The organism is Lacinutrix chionoecetis (assembly GCF_053604665.1).
This window is the reverse complement of the sequence record NZ_JBSHNQ010000083.1, coordinates 52,003-73,649: the sequence shown is the minus strand read 5'-3', so window position 1 is coordinate 73,649 and position 21,647 is coordinate 52,003. Positions and strand designations below refer to the sequence as shown.

Annotated in this window: 21 protein-coding genes; all 21 read right to left on the bottom strand. The window is 31.0% G+C overall.

Annotated elements, in window-relative coordinates:
* Window positions 1-4 precede the first annotated feature (4 nt).
* The 21 genes from ACVC43_RS09390 to ACVC43_RS09290 all read right to left on the bottom strand — a co-directional run bounded on the left by ACVC43_RS09390 (window position 5) and on the right by ACVC43_RS09290 (window position 21,645).
* Window positions 5-682, bottom strand: a complete 678-nt coding sequence (locus ACVC43_RS09390; protein ID WP_452224254.1) for an FkbM family methyltransferase — start codon at window positions 680-682, stop codon at window positions 5-7.
* A gap of 7 nt (window positions 683-689) precedes the next feature.
* The gene (locus ACVC43_RS09385; RefSeq protein ID WP_452224253.1) at window positions 690-2,084 is read right to left on the bottom strand and encodes a CDP-glycerol glycerophosphotransferase family protein; all 1,395 of its coding nucleotides are present in this window, start codon (window positions 2,082-2,084) and stop codon (window positions 690-692) included.
* A gap of 9 nt (window positions 2,085-2,093) precedes the next feature.
* Complete coding sequence (locus ACVC43_RS09380) at window positions 2,094-2,969, bottom strand: N-acetylneuraminate synthase family protein (RefSeq protein WP_452224252.1); 876 nt, start codon at window positions 2,967-2,969, stop codon at window positions 2,094-2,096.
* 4 nt (window positions 2,970-2,973) lie between these two features.
* The gene (locus ACVC43_RS09375) at window positions 2,974-4,128 is read right to left on the bottom strand and encodes a cytidylyltransferase domain-containing protein (protein WP_452224251.1); all 1,155 of its coding nucleotides are present in this window, start codon (window positions 4,126-4,128) and stop codon (window positions 2,974-2,976) included.
* 100 nt (window positions 4,129-4,228) lie between these two features.
* Window positions 4,229-5,275 carry a GDP-L-fucose synthase family protein gene (locus tag ACVC43_RS09370; protein ID WP_452224250.1) on the bottom strand — a complete coding sequence of 349 codons (1,047 nt, stop codon included), beginning with the start codon at window positions 5,273-5,275 and terminating at the stop codon, window positions 4,229-4,231.
* A gap of 3 nt (window positions 5,276-5,278) precedes the next feature.
* Window positions 5,279-6,349 (bottom strand): GDP-mannose 4,6-dehydratase, encoded by a 1,071-nt coding sequence (gene gmd / locus ACVC43_RS09365; RefSeq protein ID WP_452224249.1) that lies wholly within the window; start codon window positions 6,347-6,349, stop codon window positions 5,279-5,281.
* Window positions 6,346-7,263 carry a hypothetical protein gene (locus ACVC43_RS09360; RefSeq protein ID WP_452224248.1) on the bottom strand — a complete coding sequence of 306 codons (918 nt, stop codon included), beginning with the start codon at window positions 7,261-7,263 and terminating at the stop codon, window positions 6,346-6,348. Before ACVC43_RS09360 ends, gmd begins: the two co-directional genes overlap by 4 nt.
* 1 nt (window position 7,264) lies before the next feature.
* A complete protein-coding gene (locus ACVC43_RS09355) occupies window positions 7,265-8,704 on the bottom strand; it encodes an MBOAT family O-acyltransferase (protein WP_452224247.1) in 1,440 nt (479 codons plus the stop codon).
* 27 nt (window positions 8,705-8,731) lie between these two features.
* On the bottom strand, window positions 8,732-9,592 hold the full coding sequence (locus tag ACVC43_RS09350) for an FkbM family methyltransferase (RefSeq protein ID WP_452224246.1): 861 nt from the start codon (window positions 9,590-9,592) through the stop codon (window positions 8,732-8,734).
* 8 nt (window positions 9,593-9,600) lie between these two features.
* Complete coding sequence (locus ACVC43_RS09345; protein ID WP_452224245.1) at window positions 9,601-10,482, bottom strand: glycosyltransferase family 2 protein; 882 nt, start codon at window positions 10,480-10,482, stop codon at window positions 9,601-9,603.
* Entirely contained in the window at window positions 10,483-11,634 is a 1,152-nt protein-coding gene (locus tag ACVC43_RS09340; RefSeq protein WP_452224244.1) for a glycosyltransferase family 4 protein, read from the bottom strand.
* Window positions 11,634-12,578 carry a glycosyltransferase family 2 protein gene (locus ACVC43_RS09335; protein ID WP_452224243.1) on the bottom strand — a complete coding sequence of 315 codons (945 nt, stop codon included), beginning with the start codon at window positions 12,576-12,578 and terminating at the stop codon, window positions 11,634-11,636. The genes ACVC43_RS09340 and ACVC43_RS09335 overlap by 1 nt, the downstream gene beginning before the upstream one ends.
* Window positions 12,578-13,534, bottom strand: coding sequence for a glycosyltransferase family 2 protein (locus ACVC43_RS09330; protein WP_452224242.1), 957 nt, complete (start codon window positions 13,532-13,534; stop codon window positions 12,578-12,580). Before ACVC43_RS09330 ends, ACVC43_RS09335 begins: the two co-directional genes overlap by 1 nt.
* Complete coding sequence (locus tag ACVC43_RS09325; protein ID WP_452224241.1) at window positions 13,535-14,254, bottom strand: hypothetical protein; 720 nt, start codon at window positions 14,252-14,254, stop codon at window positions 13,535-13,537.
* Window positions 14,247-15,281: a glycosyltransferase family 2 protein gene (locus ACVC43_RS09320; protein WP_452224240.1), complete on the bottom strand. Its 1,035-nt coding sequence runs from the start codon at window positions 15,279-15,281 to the stop codon at window positions 14,247-14,249. The genes ACVC43_RS09325 and ACVC43_RS09320 overlap by 8 nt, the downstream gene beginning before the upstream one ends.
* Before the next feature lie 7 nt (window positions 15,282-15,288).
* Window positions 15,289-16,263: a glycosyltransferase family 2 protein gene (locus ACVC43_RS09315; RefSeq protein WP_452224239.1), complete on the bottom strand. Its 975-nt coding sequence runs from the start codon at window positions 16,261-16,263 to the stop codon at window positions 15,289-15,291.
* Window positions 16,263-17,012, bottom strand: a complete 750-nt coding sequence (locus tag ACVC43_RS09310) for a hypothetical protein (protein ID WP_452224238.1) — start codon at window positions 17,010-17,012, stop codon at window positions 16,263-16,265. The genes ACVC43_RS09315 and ACVC43_RS09310 overlap by 1 nt, the downstream gene beginning before the upstream one ends.
* Window positions 17,003-18,430: a hypothetical protein gene (locus ACVC43_RS09305; RefSeq protein ID WP_452224237.1), complete on the bottom strand. Its 1,428-nt coding sequence runs from the start codon at window positions 18,428-18,430 to the stop codon at window positions 17,003-17,005. Before ACVC43_RS09305 ends, ACVC43_RS09310 begins: the two co-directional genes overlap by 10 nt.
* Window positions 18,431-18,468: 38 nt before the next feature.
* Complete coding sequence (locus tag ACVC43_RS09300) at window positions 18,469-19,767, bottom strand: ABC transporter ATP-binding protein (protein ID WP_452224236.1); 1,299 nt, start codon at window positions 19,765-19,767, stop codon at window positions 18,469-18,471.
* 2 nt (window positions 19,768-19,769) lie between these two features.
* Window positions 19,770-20,666, bottom strand: coding sequence for an ABC transporter permease (locus tag ACVC43_RS09295; protein ID WP_452224235.1), 897 nt, complete (start codon window positions 20,664-20,666; stop codon window positions 19,770-19,772).
* Window positions 20,659-21,645, bottom strand: a complete 987-nt coding sequence (locus ACVC43_RS09290; RefSeq protein WP_452224234.1) for an SDR family oxidoreductase — start codon at window positions 21,643-21,645, stop codon at window positions 20,659-20,661. The genes ACVC43_RS09295 and ACVC43_RS09290 overlap by 8 nt, the downstream gene beginning before the upstream one ends.
* Between the last annotated feature and the right edge of the window lie 2 nt (window positions 21,646-21,647).

The following is a 21,647-nucleotide window of genomic DNA, read 5'->3' as shown; positions in this document are numbered from 1 at the left end:
TTGTTTATTTAATTTTTTCTAAACTTAACTCAATACATTTTGGTAAATTATTTACAAAGCCTCCAGATGGGTTTACGTTTAAATGTACCATTTTAAATGTAGTACTGCATTGTTTTATAAAATCTAAGACCAGGTGATGTTTTGTATCTAAATCATGAAACTCGAATACCATAGCACTAAAGATATGTTTATTGCTAATGATTTCGTCTAAAAGCTCGTACTCGCTACCTTCTATATCTAATTTTAAAAGTACATTTTTTTCAATGTTAAAAGTCTCTTTTAATAATTGTAATATTGATTGCTCCTTATTTAACCAAAGTTTTAGATGCTTACAACGGTCTGTTCTAATTAAATAATTAAATATAAAGGCGTTAAATATATAGCGTATTTTATCTTTCTTTCTAAAAAACAATCGTGCAAACCCTTTTAATAAAAGCTTAGGTCCAGAAATGGTAGGATCCACCATTAGAATTTTAACGTCTGGATTAAACCTGAATACATCGTACTCGAATTCTAAGTTTGATGAAATACCTCCACTAAATAAAACCTCGGCTTTTTTTAAAGTTGAAGGTTTTAAATAATAACCACCATCATCTAAACTACCAAATCTAAAAATCTCTGGATCGTTAACTAAGAAGTCCTGTTCTAATTTCTTATAATAATCAACTGATTTCTCTTTCATTTAATTATTATTTTAAAATAGAATCTATTGCTTTCCAAATATGCTGTGATGCCATTGTTGGTTCTTTACCAGCTACAATTTCGAACCATTTTAAACCTTCAGAAACATTAGATAATTTCTTGTCTAATATTTGCTTAACAAAGCCTTCTAACTCTTTCTTATCTGTACAAAACACGGCAGCTTCTTGGCTTGGCATGCTTCTAAAATGTACGTATTTATAATTTTGACCAATATCGCGAATGCCTTTTTTAAGTTGTGGTTGTTCGTAATTATAATAGATACATGGTTTTTTATGCGCTACAAAATCGAAAACAGTAGAAGAGCATACGTTGGTAACCATCTCACTATGTTCGCAAACATTATACAGTAATTTAAAATCTTCTTTCGCTGGTAATATTTGGTTCCATTGGTCGCCAACAGGTTTCCAGATAGGATCTATAACTTCTATAATATCTTTGTTGGCTTCAATGACTGCATCATATCTGTTAGTAAAATCTACAGGGCATTTACGGTAAATAATTGCTAAATTTTCGCCTTTCTTGTTTAAACTTCTTACGGCATTTGCCAAATCTTCTAAATAATACTGATCTAAAGGCGATGTAGTTTCATCGTCTCCAGAATAGCAAATGTATTTTTTGTTGACATCTAAATTATAGTCTTTAAAAAAATCGGCTCGAGATTGCCTCAGGCCCTCATTAAAATGAGGTTCAAACTGTGGTGTTCCTGTTACAATAACCTGATGTTCTTTTACAAAAGGATAATATTTAAGCACTTCGGCTTTCATTAAATCGCTCCACACAAAATAGTAATCGGTTTCCACCACTTGCATGGCTTTTGGCACATTATCCCAAGAATACACAAAGGCTACTGTTGGAATTCCTAAATCTTTTGCAGCTAATAGCGCACTTATAGATTGTGTTGACCTTTGTGTGGTGCAAAAAACTAAATCGGGTTTATGTTCTTGTAACTGTGCTTTGCAATAACTATATTTTGAAGTACTCCGCTCTAAAGCGTTAATTTTTTTACGCAGTTTAACAATGTCTTTTTCTGATGAATACAAGCCAATTAAACATTTTGTATACAGGTTTTTGAAGGTGTTTTTTATACTGTTGTAATTGAACGGAAATTTATATGTTGGATACACACTGTCTTTAAACTTATCTCTCGACACGTTTAATTCTGCACGCTTTCTCGCTCTTGTATATATTGGTAAGAGTTTATGGGCTGTGTGATCCTCAATTTTAACTTCTTTAAAACCTAAATTATCTTCTAATGAAAAAACGGTATTATTCCAATAGGTAATATCGAAACCCATTTGTTCACCAATGTTTTTAAAATTGGTAAAGGCAAAATTTCTTAAACCCACGCCATCTGGAAAAAAAACGAATACTTTTTTTTTCATGTAAAAAACTTATCCTTTTTGGTTTTTTAATTTATCGCGTTGTACTTGCTCAATTGGTAAAATATCCTGACTCTTAAATGCTAAAGCGTCATGCACCGCTCGCAAATCTCGAGAAAGCTTACGTAAACCCATAGGCTCTAAAGAAGCCGCATGATCTGTACCTTTCCAAGTTCTATCGATAGTATAATGTCTTTCAATAATATTTGCGCCTAAAGTATAAGCTGCAACGTCGACTGCAATACCTAAGTGATGTCCAGAAAAACCAATGTGTTTTACCTCATCTTTATACTTAGTGTGTAGTAAGTTGATATCTAATAAACATACGTCCTTAAAAGGCACAGGATAGCCAGACGTACAGTTGTATAGTACTAAATCTTTATTTCTGTTGTGTTTTTTAAACAGATTAACCAAATCGTCAATCTCGTCTTTGGTAGTCATTCCTGTTGAAATATGTAGCTCTCCTTTATAGTTTTCACATAACCACTCTAACATGGCAATATTATTATTACAAGCTGAAGGTATTTTAATAAATTCCGGATTTAAAGAGGCTATTTCTTTGGCAGAAGTCACATCCCAAACTGAAGTTGAGTACGTAATACCAATTTCTTCGCAGTAGTCTTTTAACTCTTGGTGTTGCTTGACGTCGAACTCTAAATATTCTCTATGTGCGCCATAGGTGTCGCCATAAGAATTGGCCGGATTTGGATGCGGATCGTTATATTGTTGTTCTGTCAATAGCTCTTTATTATTTCTTTTTTGAAACTTTACAGCATCTACATTACAGAAGATTTTAGCAACTTTAATCAGTTCTTTTGCGAGTTCCATTTCTCCTTTATGGTTACAACCTATTTCGGCAATAACGTATGGTTTTTTGTAGGTATTCATGTATTTAAAATCTTTTATTATAATTCATTATAAACTGGCAGGCTTCTCTAATTGCTCCTGCACCAGATGATTTAGAGAGTACAACATCGGCATGTTGTTTTACAATATCTGTAGCATTATTTGGTGCTAAAGACCAACCCACGCTACAAATATTTGTTAAATCGTTAACATCATCACCAATGTAGGCGAAATTATCAATCGATAAATTTTCTTCTTTTAAAATATGTTGTAACAAACTGTATTTGTCTTTTACACCTAAATAGACGTTTTCAATTTTTAGCTTTTGCATGCGTTTGGCAACTAATTCTGAGTTTTCAGACGTCATTACTAAAACCTTAACGTTAAACTGACGTAAGATTTCTAATCCCATACCATCTCGCATATCAAAGTTTTTGGTTAGCTCTCCATCTTTAGTGTATGTTATGGTACCATCTGTAAATACACCATCTACATCTAAAACCACGTGTGTAATTTCTGCAGCTTGTTTAGCTCTTTTTTGACGTTCTATAAGTAATTGTTCCACAGCAATCCAATCGGTTTCTGTATCTATTTCTAATAGCGAATCTTCAGGCATTTTAACAACGACTGTTTTCTCCCCTATTCTATTTTTATGTTTTTTAAGAGCTTCTTTTGTAGTGGTATAAACGGCTCCGTTTTCTATTAATAAGCCTTCAAAATCCTGACGTCTTGGTCGTTGATGTGGATTGTAATTTAAAGCCTCTCCGTTTTCGTTCCATAAAAAACGATGAGTTTTTACAACTGTTATAGCCGAATCGTTTTCGCTTTCAACAGCTTTTAAACAAGCGTTAATATCATTCCTTTTTGTAAAAGGTGAGGTGGCTTGCAACAGACAGAATACATCAAAATTGTAATTAATCGCTTCGCAATATTCTAACATACCAAATTCGGTAGATGCAATATCGCTTGCACTTTCATCACTTCTAAGGTGAGCTGCTATCTTAGTTGTCCATTGGTATTCTTTACCAATAAAATCGATTATATCTTGATCGTCTGTAAAGATTATAATTTCATCTAATTCTGAAAAAATAGCTTCTCCTAAAACCCAAGTAAATAAAGGTCTTCCAACCATTTTACGTTTGTTTTTATTAAGAATGCCTTTTGAGCCTTTACGAAGAGGAATAAATCCGATTTTTTTCATTGAATAGGTAAGGTTACTTATTGATTAACAACTGCTAAAATACATTTTTTAGCGATGAAATAGCAAAAAAATAGGATAAATGGTAAAATTTTTGATTTTTTTAGTTATTGCTTAAGTACCAATTGTATAGTTTTTGGATACCAGTATTTAAGGATGTGGTGTGTTTCCAACCTAGAGCGTTAATTTTAGAAGGGTCTGTAAGCTTTTTCAAGGTTCCATCTGGCTTTGTGTCGTCGAAAATAAAATCCCCTTTAAAACCTACGATATCCTTAATAAGTAATGCTAAGTTCTTTATAGAAATATCTTCACCTGTACCAATATTAAGATGGGTATTTCTTATTTCATTAGCAGTTAAAATACAGTCTTTAAAATCTATAGTCTCCATAACAAACACACAAGCTTCAGCCATATCTTCAGAATATAAAAATTCGCGCATAGGCTTTCCACTTCCCCAAATACCAACCGAGGATTTTGTAATATTATGTTCGCTTAGAAGAGCTTCAGCTTCAGTTTTATTTGAGACTTTTAAATCTTTAATTATTTCAGTTAAGTTATCTTCAGCATATAATTTTGCCAAATGAATTTTACGCAACAATGCTGGCAATACATGAGATTTTTTTAAATCGAAATTATCCTTTGGTCCATACAGATTGGTTGGCATGACGGATAAAAAATTGGTGTTATACTGTAAATTATAGCTTTCACACATTTTAATTCCAGCGATTTTAGCGATAGCATAAGGTTCGTTGGTATATTCTAACACATCTGTAAGTAAAAAATCTTCTTTTATGGGTTGCGGACATGCTTTTGGATAAATACAAGTGCTCCCTAAAAACAATAATTTCTTAACGTTGTGAACGTAACTTAAATGAATAACGTGATTTTGAATCATAAGATTCTCGTAGATAAAATCTGCTCTACGTGTGGTGTTATCTAAAATTCCACCAACTGTTGCTGCTGCCAAGAAAACATACTCTGGTTTTTCTGTCTTAAAAAACCCATCGACTTCGTCGTAATTAAGTAAATTAACTTCTTGACGTGTTTTGGTTATAATATTTTGATACCCTTTTATTTTTAACGTCTTAAAAATAGCGCTTCCTACTAACCCATTATGTCCTGCAACGAAAATTTTAGAATCTAATTGCATGGCTTAATGGACGTTATTATTATATTTTACAACAAACTCTAAATCGTGTTGCATCATAATTTTTACTAATTCTGGAAAAGATGTTTTATTTGGATTCCATCCTAAATTAGTTTTCGCTTTTGTTGGATCGCCAAGCAGAGTTTCTACTTCCGCTAAGCGATAGTAATTAGGGTCGATTTCTATTAATGTTTTTCCTGTTTTAGCACAGATACCTTTTTCATTTTCATTTTTACCTTCCCACTTTAATTTAATATTTGCTTCGGCAAAAGCCAACTCGCAAAACTCTCTCACCGTGTGCTGTTCTCCGGTACCTATTACATAATCTTCTGGTTTTTCTTGCTGTAACATTAACCACATACATTCTACATAGTCTTTGGCGTAGCCCCAATCGCGCTTGGCATTAAGATTCCCCAAATACAATTTATCTTGAATACCATGAGAAATTCTTGCTGCTGCCAATGTTATTTTACGGGTTACAAAAGTTTCACCTCGTCTTTCGGATTCATGATTAAACAGAATACCATTAACAGCATACATGCCATACGATTCGCGATAATTTTTGGTAATCCAAAAGGCATATAATTTTGCTACACCATAAGGTGAGCGTGGGTAAAATGATGTTGTTTCGGTTTGTGGTGTTTCTTGCACTTTACCATACAACTCTGAAGTTGATGCCTGATAAATTCTGGTTTTATTAGTTAAATTACAAATACGAATAGCTTCCAGTAATTTTAAAGTTCCAATACCATCTGTTTCTGCCGTGTATTCTGGCATATCGAAAGAAACTTTAACATGTGATTGTGCTGCTAAATTGTATATTTCATCTGGCTGAATTTCCTGCACTAAACGGATAAGATTCGTAGCATCTGTCATGTCGCCATAATGCAGCTTTATGTCTTGTTTTTTATGTAAATCCTTTAAGACTGTCTCAATATACAAATGTTCAATTCTCCCTGTATTAAAGGTAGAACTACGCCTTATAATACCATGAACTTTATAGCCTTTTTCTAATAAAAGCTCTGCAAGGTAAGACCCGTCTTGTCCGTTAATTCCTGTTATTAAGGCTGTTTTCATTCGGTTGTGTTTTCTCTGTTAGCATTTACAAAAGTACTTATTTCTGAAGTAAATATTTGAGCACCATTTTTTAATAAATGCGCATTATCATAAAAATAATCGGGATTCCGATAGATATCCTTAGACACATCATACATAAACACTTTCTCATTTGGCTTAATTAAATCTTTAAATCGATTATAAAAGTCATAATTGAAAGTATTAAAACTTGGAGAAAACACGTAGATTAACTCAATGTTATTTTGTTTACACAAGTCTTGAATATTTTTAAAAGATTTTATTTTACTTGATACTTCAATTTCTTTGGAATAAGGTTTTACCTCTTTGTTATATTTTAAATTTACTACCTTCTTTTTAATTATAGGCATAGTCCCAAAACTGTCTAAAGGGTTTTCGCTGGGTTGCGTATTTTTTTTAAACCTAAAATGACTTTTGTTTAAACGCGATAAACAAAATAAATAAGACAGCTTACTGTTAACATTTTGATTAACAAGTGTTGTATTTATATAATTATATTTAGTAAGTGGTTGTAACACATCTGAGCGAAACCTTATAGATGTATCTTTAGAAAATTCTGTGGGATTATCTATAGCTAAAATTAACTTTTTTGGCGGACTATTGTAGGCTAATAATGTTTTTAAAATAAATTCGTGAAAGTTAATATTGGAGCCTTGATAAGATAAATTATAAGAGGATAAACCTGTTTCTTTTTCTATTTGGCCAGCTAAAATATTACCTGCTCCTCTTGAAGACCCTAATACAATTAAATCTTTGTTAATCTCTCCATGAAGTAATGATTCTAATCGCTTATCATATTGTCTTTCTGGAGTAGAATTTATTAGTAAACATGCTGTTTTTTCTGTTATAAAAAACAATAAGCTAAAAACAGTTATGTTGATAAAAAATTTCTTCATTTTAGAACTGGAAATAAATAAATTCCTGCTGTGTTTCGCTACTAAACACAAAAATAAATGCTATAATAACCATATAAAAAGCCCACCTAAGCGTTCTTGGTTTTTTTAATAAAATCATTTCAATTGCATATTGCTGACGCCTCCCAATCCATTCAATAACAATGAAAACAATTATTAAAGCAATAAGATTTGATGGTCTAATAGTTGGAATTGACAATAAGCTTGTATTAAAAATGCCTTTTAAATAATTGAATGCGTGTGTTACGTTTTCTGCTCTAAAAAATACCCAAGCCAAAACGGTTAAACCAAAAGTTAATAACATTTGCACTGTCTCTTTTATATTGGGTAACTGCCTGTCTTGTGCAACGACATTTAAATTACTTCTATTACGTTTTGCTAATAATAATGGCAGAAAATAAAGCGCGTTTAAAAACCCCCAAACGATAAAAGTCCAATTGGCACCATGCCAAAAACCACTAACGATAAAAATTATAAAGGTATTTCTTACTTTCATCCAAGTTCCTCCTCTGCTTCCTCCTAAAGGAATGTATAAATAATCCCTAAACCAAGTAGAGAGTGAAATGTGCCAACGTCTCCAAAATTCGGCAATATCCCGAGAAAAATACGGAAAGGCGAAATTTTGTTTTAAGTTAAACCCAAATAATCTTGACGTTCCAATAGCAATATCTGAATAACCCGAAAAATCACCATAAATTTGAAATGTAAAAAATAATGCACCAATAAGTAATGTACTTCCAGAATAGTCTGCCGAATTGTTAAATATCTGGTTTGCATACTCTGCGCAAGTGTCTGCGATAACAACTTTCTTAAAGAAGCCCCAAAGTATTTGACGGCATCCGTCTACTGCTTTAGAGTAATGAAACTGTCTTTTTTTATAAAACTGTGGTAATAAATTAGTGGCACGTTCTATTGGCCCTGCTACTAATTGCGGAAAAAAACTAACAAATGCTAAAAAAGAAACAAGCTTATTGGTTGGCTTTAATTTCCCTCTATAAACGTCTATGGTATAGCTTAAGGTTTGAAACGTATAGAAACTAATACCTACAGGAAGTATAATATTTAAAGTGTTAGGTTGTATTTTATTACCAAAAAAAGAAAACGCTTCTACAAAATTATCAACAAAGAAATTATAGTATTTAAAGAACCCTAAAAACCCCAAGTTTACTACTATACTTGCCCAAAGCAATAATTTTCTTTTAGACTGCTTATTCTCCTTATTTAATTGTAATCCTACAGTATAATCTACTAATGAGCTAAACACTATTAAAGAAAGAAAGCGCCAATCCCACCAGCCATAAAAAACATAACTGGCAACAACTAATAAAAGGTTTTGACGTTTTAAAACCTTATTGAATATAAACCAATACAGTATAAAAACTATGGGTAAAAAAACAGCAAAATCTAAAGAGTTAAATAGCATTTACTAATATCTTGATTTAAATATTCTTTATTTATTTAATAACATTTTATTAATCCCAATAGTTAACTCACCCGATTTAAAACAATCAAAGTTATAATTATGAAGAATAGTGTTGATTTCATCTCTGCAATTAAATTCGTCATGAATTTCTATTGCAATACATTTTGTTTTACTTAAAAAAGATACATCTGTCTGTTCTGCTGTAAAAACTTCTTTTTCGGCACCTTCAATATCAATTTTTAAAATATCTATAGTTTCCCATTTATGGTCTTTTAAAAGACTTGAGATTGTAACAGCAAGTAATCCCTCACTCTCACTCTCTTCTACTCGAACAGACCATTCTTTTTTATCTCTAAAATCTTTAATTAATTTTAAATAGGTGTTTTTACTCCAAAGACCAGCTTTTAGTGCATTAGCATTTACTAAGTTGGTTTCTAAATTATATTGTAATATTTTAAAATTTTCATCGTCTGGTTCTATTGCTATTATTTCTGAATTTTTTAATTTACTATAAAAATACAATGAGGTTAACCCTATATTGGAGCCTGCATCTATTATGGTTTGAGGTTTGTTTTTAAACACTGAAGCATATTTATTTAAAACAACATCATATTCTTTTTCTTCGAAAACCTGCCCAAAAACACTTATATCACTTGAAGGACGTTTTCGTAATTTAAAAATCAGACTATTTATTTGAGTGTAATAATGCCTTTTATCTTCGTTTATTTGCTTACCATCAACTTCGATTAATTTTAAAAAATATTCTTTTAATCCATACCATTCTGGCGAGTTTGGAATTTTAAAGAATCTTTTAAAATGAAACAAAATAATTTTGAATCTATTCTTAAAAATGAGTCTGTTGATATTTTTATAAATTCCCTTATTCATGAATTGTATTAGCTATATTTAAGTGGCTTTAATTGGCTTTTTAATTTTAATGTTTCACTCGTTACTGGCTTTCGATATTTCAATATTTTTGGCAATTCGAAAAGTGTTATAAACAACACTTTTACAAAAGCTTTAAAGTAGTAAAAGTCTTTGAGTGCATATTTTTTAAAGTTATGAGCAAAAGTTTTAATAACTTTTAAAGCAGGCTTTGGATAATACACTAAAAAATACCTAACAGTATTTTTTAACTGTCTTTCAAATCTAAAATAATTACGTCCCATCGTTTTACGTTTTTCTGCATCTACGCGATGGTTTACTTTAATAGATGGTTGGTATAAAATTGCATATCCCAAATCTAAAACTTCTAATGCTAACGCTGGTTCTTCACCATAAATATCTATCCAAACAGGAAATCCGTTCGTTCTATTATAAACTTCTTTTTTTATGGCAAAACCGCACCCAACAAAATCATTTGTGATATAGGATTCTAATTCTTTAGAATATTCTAAAGCCTCTTTATCCGATTGAAACAAACCTCTTACTTCTTGAAAAGCAATGATTCCTAACTTTTTATTTGCATTAAACGTATTTTCAACCTCCTTAATGAAATTTTCGCTTAAAGGATGTGCATCGTCATCTAAGCCAATAAAAATAGCGCCTTTTGCTTTTTTATATAATGCATTTCTCGCTGGTGAAGCACTAATACTTCGTTTAGAAATTGACCATTTAACCCAATTAAATTCTTTAATAACAGACTCGGTTTTTTCGCATCCATCTATAAATACCAAAACCTCGTGTATTGAGCAATCTATAAGTTTTTTTAACTTATTTAAAGTAAGAACTAAGTCTTCTGGTCGATTTTTAGTAACTATTAAAAATGAAATCTGCATTTAAACTTCCTTATTGTATACGAATTGGTAAAGTGCTTCTATTTTTGGTTGCAATGTAGTACGTTTATAGTGTTTTTGCATAAATTTTAAATTAAAATCTTGAGCAAATGCTCTAAGTGACTCATCTTTTAATGCCTTTGTAATGTGAGAAGCTATTTCTTTTGCATCTAAAGGATTACTAATTAAAAGTCCGTTTTTATTATGAGTAATTACTTCTTCTGTAACATTTCCTGGGTTAGATTGTATAGGAAACGCTCCCATAGACATAGCTTCTAACAAAGCATTTGGCATACCGTCTGATATGCTATTAGCAACATGAATGGAAGATTCTCCCATTAATTCAAGTAGTTTTTTATTTTGAATAAAAGTAAATCTTGAATAAATAGTTATTGGAAGCGCCGAAAGAATTTTTGATGTCTTGATTTGATGTTCGATGCAATTGTCTGCACTATAAACAACTATGTTTTTATTAACTAGCAACTCTTTTTCAACAAGCTCTAAGGCATTTAAAACTAAAGACGCTTTACCTACACCATCATCATAGCCCTTAATTAATATAGTATTTCTTTTTGGTGCTGGTTTAATTTTAGAGTTATCTATACTTAAGCCTCCATTTCCGGGAAAAACACCTAAAAACTTATTTTTATAACCGTTTTTTACAGCGATGTTATGATCGCGAATACAATCTGTAATTAAATAATTTGCACGATTATAGAAGCGTTTTAAACTATCTTCCTTAATGCCTAATTGTTTATAATAGTACACATCACTACCCCAAGAAGAATAAATTAACGGAATCTTATTTTGCAACATAACTGGCAAAATGGGCAATCCAGACAATTGCATTTCAAAACAATGAACAATGTCTGGTTTAACATCCTCCATTAGAGTTTGAAAGGTCTCCAACGTACTATTTTCATTATATTTTTCAATGAAATTATAAATTCTTTTTTGCTTTTTCTTTAATCGTGTTCTAAACGGAAAGTCCCATTTTAATTTCCATCCTTTTATTTGAGTAACCCAATTTATTTTTTCAGACTTTGGCCCTCCATCTGTTACATCGAACCAATAGACTTGGTATCCAGAATCCTTCAGCTGGTTTACCCATTGAAAGAAATGATGATTTGGTATGGCGACCATTAATATTTTCATTACAATTTAAATAAGGATTTAAATTTTGTATCCCCTTTTTTAACGATTTTAAATACAGTGTAGAAAAAACGAATACGTAAAAATTTAATTTTTAAAATAAAACTATAACATAATCTTTCATCTTTAACAAAGTCTATACATTTATTTGCTGCTTTAAAATTACGCTCTGCTAATGCCTGCCTAAAAAAGCCAAGTGTCATTTTTAATATTGCTAATTTAATGGTATTAGTTTTAGATAAACTTAAAACTGTACTTTTTGCTTTAAAGTAAGAATCTAAGCCGTAGTCAACATTGGAATAAAAGCTATTTGTTGAAGATAAAGCTCCTACACGATAAAAAATTAAATCTTGATTTACAACTGCTATTTTTTTAGGTTTAAAAAGCGCTCTTGCATATAATTCATGATCTTCGAGAATGTGCATGTCTTCCCTTATAGGCATATAAGGTTTTATTGAAGATTTATTCCATAGTGGTGCAACCATCATCATAGGAAAATTACCTATAACAAAAGCTTCGAAGCTATTTTCTGGAATTGAGAAAGCTGCAGTAGACTCATACGCATTGACACCTTTAAACGATCCAGAGAACGACTTAAGTCTACACACCACCAAATCATTATTATTTATTGCTTCCGTTTTTAGTTTTAAATGCTCTGGATGCATAATATCATCACTATCGAAAAATTGAATGTGATTTCCTCTTGCTTTTGTAAACGCATAATTTCTACAGGCACTTGGACCTTTAGTAATTGTTTTTGGTCTTAGTAGTAGTTGAAAACGGTTATCATCTTTTATAATGGCTTTAGTGACATTTACTGTATTATCTGTACTACCATCATCCACGATAATACATTCCCATTCGGTATAGGTTTGATTTTTAATAGACTGAAGTGTTTCAGCTATTAAATGCTCGCGATTATATATAGGAATTATTATGGATACCATTATCTAAAAACTATTGTTTTAAGTATATAGAATTGTGATTTTAATCCGTCTGTAATTGTTATTTGAGGGCTTGCATATACGTAATGTAGTTTGTTGTTATGTTTTAAAACATCCTTAAAGCGTTTAAAAAAACTTTTTTCAAAACGTAAACCAGCATAAAATGCCCACAAGGTTTTTTTTGCAATCGTTTTATTAAAAACAGCATCGACGGCAATTGTTCCTTCCTTTGCTAATTTTAAGCACTGATAGCGATAATAGAAAACATCGTATAACTTTTGCTTGGTTAATTTGGTTTTAGAGCTAATTTGGCTTTCATGCTCATCTCCACTTCTTATAGTTGCTAAAACTTTATCTATTATTTTGACGTTTAATGTTTTGATAGCCAACATACGTATATGAAACTCGTTATCCTGATAGCGCATAATGTGCTCGTCAAAAAGTTTTTTTCCTTCTAAAAACCTTTTTCGCCACATAAACCCACAAGTTTGGATTTCTATGTTTTCCATGGCGTAGTTATAAAATAAATTCTTTCCGTTATTGTATTCAAATTTACTGTCTCTAAAATTGGTCAGTGCATAGTTTGCATAGTTGTTTCTATGTATTACAGCATCTGTATTTTTCTCAAAGGCTTTCAATTTTTCTTCTAAAAAAGTAGGTTTCATTATATCGTCACTATCAAACCAGTTAATGTATTCTCCTTTTGCTATGGTAAAACCATAATTTCTACAACTGTTTGCTCCTTTAACAAGATGGTTTGGTCGCTTAATACATTGAAAATTTTTATTCTTATTAGAATATTCTTTAATTGTGTTCTTTGTATTATCTGTACTGCCATCGTCTATGATTAGGCATTCCCAATTAGAGTGAGTTTGCTTTAAAATAGAATCTAAAGTCGACTTAATAATTGTCTCGCGATTAAAGACAGGAATTATAATACTAATTAACGAATGAGCCACTTAAACAGATGTTATATACTTGTATGCACTTGTAGCTATTACAAGTACTGTTTTGTTTCCTTTAAATTCTTTAGTATAAAATTTAATATTCTTATTCTCTAAAACCTTAAGTAAATCTTCTGCTGTTTCTTTTTCAGCCTCTCTTTCGTAATCATCGAACAGAATTATAAATTGGTCTTCTTCTTTAAAATTTTTAGCAAGCGTTACACAATCGTATCTTGAAAAACGGTCACTCCCTAAAGGACCATCTATTAAATAAAGATTGAAAGTCGTCTTTAAACTATTAATATCACTATAACTCTTATACTTGTGTCCTTGGTTTTCTTCTTCAATTAAATTTAAAATTTTTATTTCTGACTGTGCAGAAAGTTTAAAGCTACTTGAAAATAGATTTTTCCACTCTGCGTTATGCTCAATAATAATATGTTTGGTGTCTTGCGCATAGTTATCGATAAATGTTGAAATAAATTTTGTAGACTCTCCTAAACCTAACTCTAAAATACTTTTTGGTTTAAAATCTGTTAAAATTCTATTTAGCAAATAAAAAAAAGCATAGTTGCCTGCCCACCTTCCAATGTTTAATGGTAATTTCTCTATTGCTGCTTTACCTCGAATACTATCGTGATAAATATGTGCCCACTCTATTTCTTTTAACTGTAAATAAGATAGTCTTTGCAATTTTACTTGCTCTTTAATGACTCTAAGTATTTTATTAACCATTACTTTTTGCTTTATGGAAAAAAATCGATTTAATAAATAATTTGAAAAATTTTTTATTAGATAGTCGATAGTTTGATATTAAAATAATATGTAAATATTGAAAAACCATTAACGGATTATAGCGTTTAGAGCCAATAAAATATTGCCTAAGACTCTCTTCTTCAAAGTCAAGCAAAACGCTTATTAAATCTTTTTTTTTAAAACTTGCCTTAACATTTGATGCTATTGCTTTTTTTTTGATACCTATTAATAATAAAAGTTCCTTAAATTTAAGTCTCTCGGTATATGAAAATTGTTTAATATAGGCTTCCTTTTCTTTCTCTGTATATTCAAAATTTAAACTACAGAGCATATTAAATCTGGATTTACTTGCGCTTTTACGTTGTATCTCCTTCTTTGTGGTAGATACTTGGTTGTCATGAACACGGTATAAAAATAATACTTCTTGAATATTATATAGTTTTCCTAATTGAGATAACCTTACCCACAAATCATAATCTTCGGCTGGTTCATACTCTGTATTATAATTAATATTATTTTTATCTAAAGTTGATTTTCTAATTATTGCTGTTGGATGACCAATACAAGATTCTCGAAGCAAAGCTAATTTAATATCGTCATGTTCTTCTGGCGCACTTATAACCACATCTGAATCTAATATTTTAAAAATAGAACCACAAACTACAATATCGTGATTTTTTTCAAGCACTTCAATTTGCTTCTCGAAACGGTTTGGCAAACTAATATCATCACCATCCATTCTAGCAATGTATTTACCTTTTGCGATTGTTAAACCATAATTTAAACTCTTTGTATAACCAGAATTTTTGGGCTTTACAATTAATTTTATTCTATTATCATTAAAAGCTTTTATTTTTGATACTGTTTGGTCTGTACTACAATCATCTATAATAATGCACTCGAAATTTGAATACGACTGATTTAAAATACTTTGTACAGCATCTTTTATATAATCTTCGCAGTTATAAGTTGGTATTAAAACAGATATTAGTGGTTGATTAGCCATTTTTAAGTTACGTGTACAATTGTTTTATAGATTTAAAATAGAGTCTCTTTCCTTTATTATTCTCTAAATATTTCTTACCATAGAATAAAAAAATTAATAGAATTTGTTGTGCACGCGAAAGGTTAATATATTTTCGGGATGCTTTAAGCACTTCTTTAAGTTGAGAAAAAGTAACTTTTTTAACGGTGTAAAGACTAATATACATATACACGCGTTCCTGAAATTCTTTTTGGTAAACCACAAAAACATCACTAGTAACCAGCTCATTAATTGATTTTAAAAACTCCGGAATAGATTGAAAAACATCATAATTAAACTGATTATTACGCTTGTTTTGCGCACTAACAAATCTATAATAACAATCGATTTGTTGCGACATCATAAATTTTGGTTGACAGGCAATTAATACTTTTATATTAAATTCTACATCTTGAAAACGTTTTAATTTTTCATTAAACAATATTTTACCTTTAATTAAAGAGGACTTAAATAAAGTGCGTTGTAAGTTCCACGGTAATTTTTTATTTTTTAAAAATGCCTTTAAAGCTTGGTCCCAATCGGTCACAAAATAAAGATCTTTATCTTGCATTTTTTCTTGTCCATAAATTAATGCCATGCTAAAAACGACGAAATCAAAATCATTAGTTTTGATAGCGTTTATTCTACCCTCTAAACATTCTGGTTTCATTAAATCGTCACTATCGAAAAATTGCAAATATTTACCTTTACTTAAAGACACTCCGTAATTTCTACAAGCGTTTGCTCCCTTTTCGCTTGATTTTGGTCTCTTGTGTAAGGTAATTTTATCGTTGGTTTGTATAAAGGTTTCTAAGGCTTGAAAATCTTCTTTATCAGATCCGTCATCAATTACTATACATTCCCAATCTTTATATGTTTGGGCTTGAACACTCTTTAAGGTTTCAATTGCCAATTGAACCTTATTAAAAGTGGGTATAATTACCGAAACAAGAGACGAGTCCATTATTCTAATTCTTTTTTAAAGAATGATTTATTCTCTATAAATTCTTGGTCACTCCAGTTCCACCATCTTGTATTTAACAATTCCTTTATGCGTTCTTCACTAAATCTATATCCTATAATTTTTGCTGGACTACCAGCAACAATAGCATATGGAGGCACATCTTTAGTAACAACCGAATTTGCAGCAACCACTGCTCCATTACTAATTGTTACACCTCCTAATATAACACAATGTGCTGCTATCCATACATCGTTTTCAACTATAATATTACCTTTTGATACTCTCTCATTTTCCCATGATTCATTAAAAACATGTTGTCCAATAAAGTAAGTTGTGGCTTTTTTATGATTATGATTGTAAGTTTGAAAAGAAACATTTCTAGCAATAGAACAAAAGCGACCAATTGATATGGTTTGATCTATTGTATTAAAGTCAATATTTGGCCCCCAAAGAGTTGTATACTTTCCAATATTTATTTCGCCAGATAAATGACAACGGTAAAACTTACAATTACTGCTTATATTTATTTTGCCTTGTATTACTGAATGTTGAATCGAGCATTTACGATCAATAGTAATTGGCCCATTTAATTGAGAAAAGAAAATTTTTGTTTCATTATTGATCTCAACCTCTTTTCCAATTACAGAACCTTGTATATGTGTCTTTTTGGCTATTTTATTACTACTTATTGAGTTATAGTCATCAAGCATTAATTTCAATTTCCCTAGTATTTTAGACTTTATTCCCATTCTGGCAAATTACTTATTAGTGTATTTAATTGAAAGCTTAAATCATTAGATTTGTAGTCAATAAATTTAGCATTACCTTTTTCTATTAAATGCGGATAATATTTTAGTCCCATTTCATTTAGTAAAACGGTCTTTTTATTAAAATAATTAGCTTCTAATGCTGTTCCAGACGAATGTGTTACATGAAGGCAGCAATTTAATAATAATTGAGGAAGCGCATCATGAGTCGCGTTTTCCAGGTTGACTAAATGCAAAACATTATTCGCTTTTAGAGTATTTTTTATTTTATCTATATCTTGTATTTGTCTTGGATGGACTCTAATGAACCATTTTCTACTACACGCTTTAATAGCTTTTATAATTGTTGGTGTAAATAGCACCTCATAAGGTATTGGTATGGGTTGTAAACTATAGAGCACAAAATCTTTATAACCATAATCATTCTCTTTTTCTTTCCAATAATTAATCCATGGATTTCCGGTATTCACCACAGTATACAGGCTGTTTTTTTCGGTCCATTGCTCAATTTCACGCTTACTAAACTCATCCCAGCACCAAAAGGTTCTTGGTAAAATATCATAACCTTTTAAAGGCACAACAGACCAGCTTCCGTAACTTAAGTGTAATTTGTTTTGAGGTCCATGTTGCATTTCTATTGTCTCAATATTTAATTGATTAGCTGCTGCTAATAGCGGATAAATATCTTCGGAATAATAACAAAGTATTATAATTTTTTTTGGCTTAATTTTTTTTAAAGCTTCAGAAAAAAATTCCTTTTTCGAAAAGAATATTTTACTACACCAACTTGTTAGTTTTGTAATGGTATGAGCATCTATGTATGCTCTAAATTTATCTTGAGTTTCTAAATAATTCAAAAACTCAGAATAGCCTTCAAATGAAAAGTTTAATTTTTTTTCTTTTCTTAAAATTTGAAAACCACTTAAAGCTTCTCTAAATTTAAAAACATTTTGCGAATTATATTGGTTGTCCAGAGTGGAAGCGTATTCAAAATATATAGATTCAGACTGCCAATTATTTTTTTCAATTAAAACATCAAAGTATCTATTAAATTTTTTACCACGATAGTCTACTCTGTGAGAATCTGAACCAACAAAGACCATCTCCTTTGTCTCTATTTTTCTTTTCCAAAAGTAGTAGGTTTTAATTCGTTTAATTTTTATAATCCCTTTACTTAAGGCTCGTTTTAACTGTTTAAATAAGGTTTTTTTTTCTTGATTATTGGATCTTGAAACCAGAGTTCCTGGAGGTGTAACTTCTATCGTTTTTATAAGATAAAAAAAAAGCTTTATTCTTAAATATGGCCATAAATGGATGCCGTTAGCTTTCCAATTATTTACAGGAAAATCACGTTCAATGTTTAAAATAAAGTCTCTTATGTAAGTTCTACTGTCTATCAATGATATTACTTTATTAAAGCTTCTTTATTTATTTCAATCTAAACTATTTGTATCGATGCTTCTTGTATAAAACCTTTGGGTCTGTTTAAAATTCCAGATTTCCAATAGTCTCCTTTTAGCACATGCATTGTAAACGCATCTTGCAAATAGTCTATTACTACATGTGGTGTATTAAAAGATGGCTTCTCGCTTAACATATAATTCATTGCATAATTTCCTTCTCTAAATTGTAATTTAGGTATTAATATTTCTATTCTCCCTTGTTCCTTAATCTCTGTAAATACTGTCCCTAACTCATCTGTAGCAATTGTGTTGACAATCTCATCATTTTCATTTTTAAATTGCAGTACAATAGTAAACTGTTTAGCAATGATATCTTTAAACTTTTTGTATTCAAATACAATTTTGTAGGCTTCTCCAGAGTGCAGTTCGCCTACTCTTACACCCTCATGGTTTTCTACAAAAATGTCCTGAATTTTCAATTTATGGTTCCCTTTTCTGTCCTTTCTTTCAATAATTGGTTGGGAAGATAATTTGTATGCATTATCAAGGTAATAATTTACTGAAGCGTTGCTGTCTCCTTCGAAGACTATTTTTCCTTGTTCTAAAACGATACCTCTCGTACAGAGACTTTTTACAGCGGCCATATTATGGCTAACAAAAAGTACTGTTCTTCCTTCACCTCGAGAAATATCCTGCATTTTACCTATAGCCTTTTTTTGAAATTCTACATCACCAACAGCCAACACCTCATCAATCACTAAAATTTCTGGTTCTAAAAATGCTGCTACAGCGAAGGCTAAACGTACGGTCATACCAGAACTATAACGTTTTACTGGTGTATCTATGTAGCGTTCGCAACCTGAAAAGTCAATTATTTCATCTATTTTTGATATGATTTCTTTTTTAGTCATACCCAGAATAGCACCATTTAAAAAAATGTTCTCCCGACCTGTCATTTCGCCATGAAAACCAGTACCAACTTCTAACAAAGAGGCTATACGTCCTCTGGTTTTTATTTCACCAGTAGTTGGTCCTGTAACTTTTGAAAGTATCTTTAAAAGTGTCGATTTTCCTGCTCCATTTTTACCAATAATACCTAAAACTTCTCCACGTTTTACTTCAAAATTAATATCCTTTAATGCCCAAACGTATTGCGATTCTCCTTTCGTGCTGCGATCGTTACTTTCGCCAACCTTTAAATAAGGGTCTTCTTTACCACGTATTCTGTACCACCACCTATTTAAATCGTGACTTATAGTTCCTGTACCAACTAAGCCTAAACGATATTGTTTAGAAATATTTTCGGCTTTTAAAATGATGTCCTGCTCTTTCATATTTAAACCGTATCGATGAAACTTTTTTCAGTTTTATTAAAAATCACTAAACCTATTAGTGTAATTAATATGGTAACAATTAATGTGAAGATGATACTTTTAATTGAAAAAGAACCTTGTGAAAAAAACAAATACCTAAATGTTTCAACAACATTTGACAGAGGGTTATTTTTAATTAAAGGGTTTATTATTGACGCACTATCCGGAAAATTATTTGCTATTTTTTTTGTGGCAACATCAATAGGGTACATAACAGCAGAAATATACATAAGCAGTTGCACTCCAAAGCCTACCAAAAAGGTAAGATCTCTATATTTTGTGGTTAAAGACGATATAATCATACCTAATCCAAGTCCTAATAATCCCATTAACACTACTAAAACAGGAAATAACCATATAATATTAAGGGCTAAGGATCCAGCTTCATCATTTAAATAAAAATAAACGTAAAACCCAATAAAGATTAAAAATTGTATTCCAAACTTTAACAGTGCAGATATTACTGTTGTTAAGGGCATTATAACTCTTGGGAAATAGACTTTACTAAAAATATTTTGGTTCTTTTTAAACGAGTCACTGGTACCTTTTAAGCATTCCGTAAAATAACTCCAAATTGTTATACCTGCTAAATTAAAAAGAAAAGGATGTACTCCTGCTCCTATCTCAATATTAGCTATACCATTAAAAATAATGGTAAAAATTACAGAGGTTATTAAAGGCTGTATTAAATACCATAATGGTCCTAAAATGGTTTGTTTATATAGTGTGATTACATCTCTTTTTACAAATAAGAAAAGTAAATCTTTATACCTCCAGATTTCTCTAAAGTTAAAATCTAACATTTTCTTCTTTGGCGAAATGGTATATAACCAATCTTGCGATGTATCTGTTCTACTCACTATTATTGGTTTTAAAATAATTCCAGGTTTTAGCAATACCCTCTTTTACCGTAATCTGTGGTATGTAACCTAATAATTTTTCAGCTTTAGTAATATCCGCAAGTGAATCGCGCACATCGCCAGCGCGATCTGGTCCATGAGTAGCTTTAATATCTTTTTCTGCTGAAGTATTAATCATCTGCCACAAATTATTTACACTTATACGTTCGTTGCAGGCAATGTTAAACACTTCATTTTTAGCATTATCAGATGCAAAAAAACCTTTTATATTCGCTTGTACTGCATTTTCGACATAGGTAAAATCTCGGGTTTGGTTACCATCTCCGTTTATATTGGCTGCTTTATCTTGCTTTACGGCTTCCATAAATAACGGAATAACTGCAGCATAAGCGCCTTTTGGACTTTGCTTGGGCCCAAACACATTAAAGTAGCGTAAACCTATAACATCTGTATTATAGGTTTTACCAAACACATCGGCATATAATTCGTTAACATATTTTGTAACGGCATAAGGTGATAACGGTTTTCCAATAGTATCTTCAATTTTTGGTAAGGACTTACTATCGCCATATGTGGAACTGGAGGCCGCATAAACCATACGCTTTACGGTATTACTTTCCTTTAAAGCTACTAACATGTTTAAAAAACCAGACACATTAACATTGTTAGATGTTATTGGGTCATTTATGGAACGTGGCACAGAACCTAAGGCTGCCTGATGACTAACATAGTCTATATCTTGCATAGCTAGTTTACAGGTTTCTAAATCTCTAATATCCCCTTCAATAAATTCAACATTAGGATGCTTTAAAAACATTTCAATATTAGCCATATAGCCATTAGATAAATTATCTAATACACGTACTTTTTTTGCATTATTGTTTAATAAATAAGCTACAATATGAGACCCAATAAAACCAGCGCCACCAGTTACTAAAAACTGAAGCTGGGAAATATCGGTATCGTGGTAGCTATTCATTT

Bases quoted from the DNA above. Each gene is read 5' to 3' on its own strand.
- ACVC43_RS09390 (WP_452224254.1), bottom strand. From the start codon at position 682: ATGAAAGAGAAATCAGTTGATTATTATAAGAAATTAGAACAGGACTTC.
- ACVC43_RS09385 (WP_452224253.1), bottom strand. From the start codon at position 2,084: ATGAAAAAAAAAGTATTCGTTTTTTTTCCAGATGGCGTGGGTTTAAGA.
- ACVC43_RS09380 (WP_452224252.1), bottom strand. From the start codon at position 2,969: ATGAATACCTACAAAAAACCATACGTTATTGCCGAAATAGGTTGTAAC.
- ACVC43_RS09375 (WP_452224251.1), bottom strand. From the start codon at position 4,128: ATGAAAAAAATCGGATTTATTCCTCTTCGTAAAGGCTCAAAAGGCATT.
- ACVC43_RS09370 (WP_452224250.1), bottom strand. From the start codon at position 5,275: ATGCAATTAGATTCTAAAATTTTCGTTGCAGGACATAATGGGTTAGTA.
- gmd (WP_452224249.1), bottom strand. From the start codon at position 6,349: ATGAAAACAGCCTTAATAACAGGAATTAACGGACAAGACGGGTCTTAC.
- ACVC43_RS09360 (WP_452224248.1), bottom strand. From the start codon at position 7,263: ATGAAGAAATTTTTTATCAACATAACTGTTTTTAGCTTATTGTTTTTT.
- ACVC43_RS09355 (WP_452224247.1), bottom strand. From the start codon at position 8,704: ATGCTATTTAACTCTTTAGATTTTGCTGTTTTTTTACCCATAGTTTTT.
- ACVC43_RS09350 (WP_452224246.1), bottom strand. From the start codon at position 9,592: ATGAATAAGGGAATTTATAAAAATATCAACAGACTCATTTTTAAGAAT.
- ACVC43_RS09345 (WP_452224245.1), bottom strand. From the start codon at position 10,482: ATGCAGATTTCATTTTTAATAGTTACTAAAAATCGACCAGAAGACTTA.
- ACVC43_RS09340 (WP_452224244.1), bottom strand. From the start codon at position 11,634: ATGAAAATATTAATGGTCGCCATACCAAATCATCATTTCTTTCAATGG.
- ACVC43_RS09335 (WP_452224243.1), bottom strand. From the start codon at position 12,578: ATGGTATCCATAATAATTCCTATATATAATCGCGAGCATTTAATAGCT.
- ACVC43_RS09325 (WP_452224241.1), bottom strand. From the start codon at position 14,254: ATGGTTAATAAAATACTTAGAGTCATTAAAGAGCAAGTAAAATTGCAA.
- ACVC43_RS09320 (WP_452224240.1), bottom strand. From the start codon at position 15,281: ATGGCTAATCAACCACTAATATCTGTTTTAATACCAACTTATAACTGC.
- ACVC43_RS09315 (WP_452224239.1), bottom strand. From the start codon at position 16,263: ATGGACTCGTCTCTTGTTTCGGTAATTATACCCACTTTTAATAAGGTT.
- ACVC43_RS09310 (WP_452224238.1), bottom strand. From the start codon at position 17,012: ATGGGAATAAAGTCTAAAATACTAGGGAAATTGAAATTAATGCTTGAT.
- ACVC43_RS09300 (WP_452224236.1), bottom strand. From the start codon at position 19,767: ATGAAAGAGCAGGACATCATTTTAAAAGCCGAAAATATTTCTAAACAA.
- ACVC43_RS09290 (WP_452224234.1), bottom strand. From the start codon at position 21,645: ATGAATAGCTACCACGATACCGATATTTCCCAGCTTCAGTTTTTAGTA.